We start from the raw sequence: 1,749 nt of genomic DNA, 5'->3' as shown, positions 1-1,749 counted from the left end.
GACTGTCAATGCCTATTACAACCCCCAGATGAACGACATCAACTTCCCGGCCGGCGTGCTGCAGCCGCCGTTGTACGACGCCAAGCTCGATGACGCTCCGAACTATGGCAATACAGGATCAACCATCGGCCACGAACTGACCCACGCCTTTGATGATGAAGGCAGGCAGTTCGACGGAGCAGGGAACTTGAAGGATTGGTGGACCAAGGAAGATGCGGAAGGCTTTGAGAAGCAAATCAACTGCCTGCGCGACCAGTTTGCTACCTACACCATCGTGGACGACATCAAGATCAACTCAAAGCTGACGAGCGGCGAAGACGTAGCCGACCTGGGCGGAACGCTGATCGCGTATATCGCCTGGAAAAAGGCGACGGAGAATCAGCGGCTCGCGCCAGTGGAAGGATTCACCCCCGACCAGCGGTTCTTTATTGGGTTTGCCCAGTGGGCATGCGAGAACGAGCGGCCGGAGAACCTGCGGGTGAGCGCGATCACCAATCCCCATTCCCCGGGCTATGCACGTATCAACGGTATCGTGACGAATATGCCCGAATTTGCCACGGCCTTCGGATGCAAAAAGGGTCAGCCGATGGTGAAGGAGGCGGTCTGCAAGGTGTGGTAGAGCATTTTTCCTGTAGATTATAGAGCAGGGTTTGTGCATCTATCGACGTTTTCCTCAATGAGAACGCCCCTGTATGTTCCTCCCGGAATACCCAGCAACAGGAAAAACGCTCTAACGCACGCCTGAAGCACCGGAAGCCGGCCCTCTTTTTGAGGGCCGGCTTTCTCTTTTTGGTTCTATTACATAGCGGCGGTGGTGCGCATCGAAATGCTTGAGTAGACTGCGAACAGGATGCACGCTTCCCTCCATCTCCGGACCAGCGCTGCTGCCATGATTGGCATGTCAGTGAAGAATGCCCATGGGGGCGTTCTGGGAAGGGTGCGGGACCTGGCCATAGATCCGGCGAAAGACACCAATCATGTTGCGGGTTTCGTTCTGCGCCGCGCCGGGAGAGAACGGGCGCCGGGCTGGGTCTCCATTGAATCTTTGGAGAGGACCCAGGCGGGAGATCTGCGGTTGCGTCCCGGTGCGGAGGTAGGGCCCGTTGCTACCGATCACGAATATCTGCTCCTGGACCGCGATCTGTTGGACCAGCAGATCATTGACGTGCACGGCCACAAAGTCGTCCGCGTGAACGATGTAGACCTCGCCTGGGAGGGGGAGAACGGGCATGCTCCATTGCGGCTGCGCATCGCCGAGGTTGAGGTTGGCCTTCGCGGTGCCCTGCGCCGGCTGATGAAGGGACTGCCACGGCCTCTGGTCTCGTTAAGTGAGCAAGCGGCGGCGCGGATTATTCCGTGGGAGTTTGTGGATCTGATCGAGCGCGATCCTGCTCGTCGCGTTCGCCTGAAGATCGAGCAGAACCGGCTTGCAAAGATGCACCCGGCCGATATCGCGGACATCCTCGAAGAGCTTGCCCCGGCAGAGCGCGAAGCTATCTTTGCCAGCCTGGATGAAGAGGTCGCCGCCGAGGCACTGGAAGAGGTCGATCCGAAGCTGCAGAAGGCTCTGCTGGAGGGCCTGGACTCGGAGCGCGTTGCCGAGATTGTAGAAGAGATGGATCCCGGAGCCGCGGCCGATCTGCTGGCGGAGCTCCCGGAAGAGCGTTCCGAAGCGATTCTCGAGGAGATGGAGCCGGACGAGCGCGAAGAGGTCGAAGGCCTTTTGGAGTTCTCTGACCGCTCCGCTGC

2 protein-coding genes are annotated in these 1,749 nt (G+C 59.1%); both read left to right on the top strand.

Annotation, left to right across the window (positions count from 1 at the left end):
• The coding region (locus AB4043_RS24475) for a M13-type metalloendopeptidase (protein WP_442308385.1) at positions 1 to 619 on the top strand (619 nt) is incomplete at its 5' end.
• A 231-nt stretch (positions 620 to 850) separates the two neighbouring features.
• Positions 851 to 1,749: magnesium transporter MgtE N-terminal domain-containing protein (locus tag AB4043_RS24470; RefSeq protein WP_442308384.1), on the top strand; the 899-nt coding region annotated here is incomplete at its 3' end.

Origin of the sequence: Terriglobus sp. YAF25 (assembly GCF_052113305.1) — a bacterium.
Classification (GTDB): Bacteria; Acidobacteriota; Terriglobia; order Terriglobales; family Acidobacteriaceae; genus Terriglobus.
The sequence above is the reverse complement of the archived record's forward strand: the minus strand, read 5'-3'. Positions and strand labels throughout refer to the sequence as shown.